Source organism: Streptomyces minutiscleroticus, assembly GCF_014650875.1.
In the GTDB taxonomy this organism is placed as follows: Bacteria; Actinomycetota; Actinomycetes; order Streptomycetales; family Streptomycetaceae; genus Streptomyces; species Streptomyces minutiscleroticus.
Genome location: NZ_BMVU01000174.1, coordinates 1 through 1,819 on the forward strand (window position 1 = coordinate 1; position 1,819 = coordinate 1,819).

At 65.9% G+C, this 1,819-nt stretch carries 2 pseudogenes; both read left to right on the top strand.

The annotated features are described in order from the left end of the window. Window positions 1-221, top strand: a pseudogene (locus IE271_RS43175) (transposase); the annotation flags it as partial. Then, window positions 178-1,725 (top strand): annotated as a pseudogene (locus IE271_RS40745) (RHS repeat-associated core domain-containing protein); the annotation flags it as partial. The pseudogenes IE271_RS43175 and IE271_RS40745, both read left to right, overlap by 44 nt. Window positions 1,726-1,819 lie beyond the last annotated feature (94 nt).

A 1,819-nucleotide genomic window follows, 5' to 3' on the forward strand; every position in this document is an offset into this window, starting at 1 on the left:
GGAAATGGCTCCGCGCGCGTGGCATCCGGCACCGCATCGCCCGCAAGGGCATCGAGTCCTCCCAGCGGCTGGGCCGTCACCGCTGGGTGATCGAGCGGACCATGGCCTGACTCGCCGGATGCCGCCGTCTGCACCGCCGCTACGAGCGCAAGGCGGAGCACTTCCTGGCCTTCACCAGCATCGCCTGCACCCTCATCTGCTACCGCCGACTCGCCAATTGAGATGACCTCTAAGGACTCCACCAACGCCGACGGAGAGGAGACGGAGTTCACCTACGACACGGCCGGCAACACCATGGCGGTGGCGCAGACCGGCACCGGCGGCGGCAACGTCTCCTACACCTACAACAAGTCCACCCCCGAGTGCGGCGGCTTCGAGGGCCAGCGCTGCACCCAGAAGACGACGATGACCAGCTCCAAGACGGTCACCACGTCCTTCACCTACGACGACAAGGGCAACCTCAAGAAGGTCAAGGCCCCTTCACCGCTGGGTGAGACGATCTACACCTATGACGCACTGGGCCGCACCGAGACGGTCACCGACGCCCGCGGCATCAAGAAGGTGTACGTCTACGACGAGCGCGACCGTCTCAAGACGGTGTCCTCCACCAACGACACGGTGCGCTACTGGTACGACGGCGACGGCAACCTGGTGCAGCGCACCGACGGCACGGGCACGGTGAAGTACGACTTCGACCCGCTGCAGCACGAGACGGTCCGCCACCTCCAGGACGGCTCGCAGACCCTGCTGGCCTACACCGCGGCCGGCAACGTCGACTACTACCAGGACCCGGCCGGCAAGACCAACTACACCTGGAACAAGGTCAACAAGCTCACCGAACTGAAGGACCCCCAGGGCGCGGTGACGACGTACAAGTACAACAACAACGACGTCCGCACCACGACCACCTACCCCGGCGGTACGGTGCAGAAGGTCGACGTCGACAACTCCAGTCGCCCCGAGAGCATCGAGGTCACCTCCGACCAGGGCACCCTGGTCGACCTGGCCTACACCTACGGCTACGGCACCGACGCCAAGACCGACGGTGACAAGATCCGCACCAGCACCGACCACGTCACCGGCCGCGAGCGGACCTACAGCTACGACGGCGCGGGCCGCTTCTCCTACGCCAAGGAGGAGAAGGACGGTTCGGTCGTCGGCTCCTGGCAGTACTGCTACGACCTGGCCGGTAACCTCACCTCCCAGGGCACCGCCCAGGGCTGCCCGCGCGGCACCACCTACGCCTACAACGACGCCCAGCAGCTCACCTCCAAGTCCAGCACCACCGGTACCTGGTCCTACGACGCCATCGGCAACGAGACGGCCGCCGCCTCCACCGACGACTACGTCTGCACCGGTGAGAAGTGGACCGACTACTCGCAGATGTCGTCGATCACCGTGAACGGCAAGACGTATGCGGGCCAGTACGGCTCCACCGACCAGAGCGAACGCATCCGCCTGGGCGACACCTACTTCCACAACGGACCCCTCGGTCTGTCGGCGAAGTCGACCGCCGGCGTGGACATGGGCTTCAACCGCGAACCCGGGGGCACGCTGAACTCCATGACCACCGGAGGCAAGAGCTACTACTACCTCACCGACGCCATCGGCAGCGTCGTCGGCCTGGTCGACGCCGACGGCAACAAGGTCGGCACCTACGCCTACAGCCCCCGCGGCGTCCGCCTGCTCGCCCAGTCCTCCGAACCGGTCGACCAGCCCCACTAGGGCTTGGTCAGGTTCATCTGTGAGTGGCGTGTCTGTATGCGTGTTGGTGTCGTTGGGGTGGTGTGACACCTGAGGAGATGGCCGCGGTCCGCGA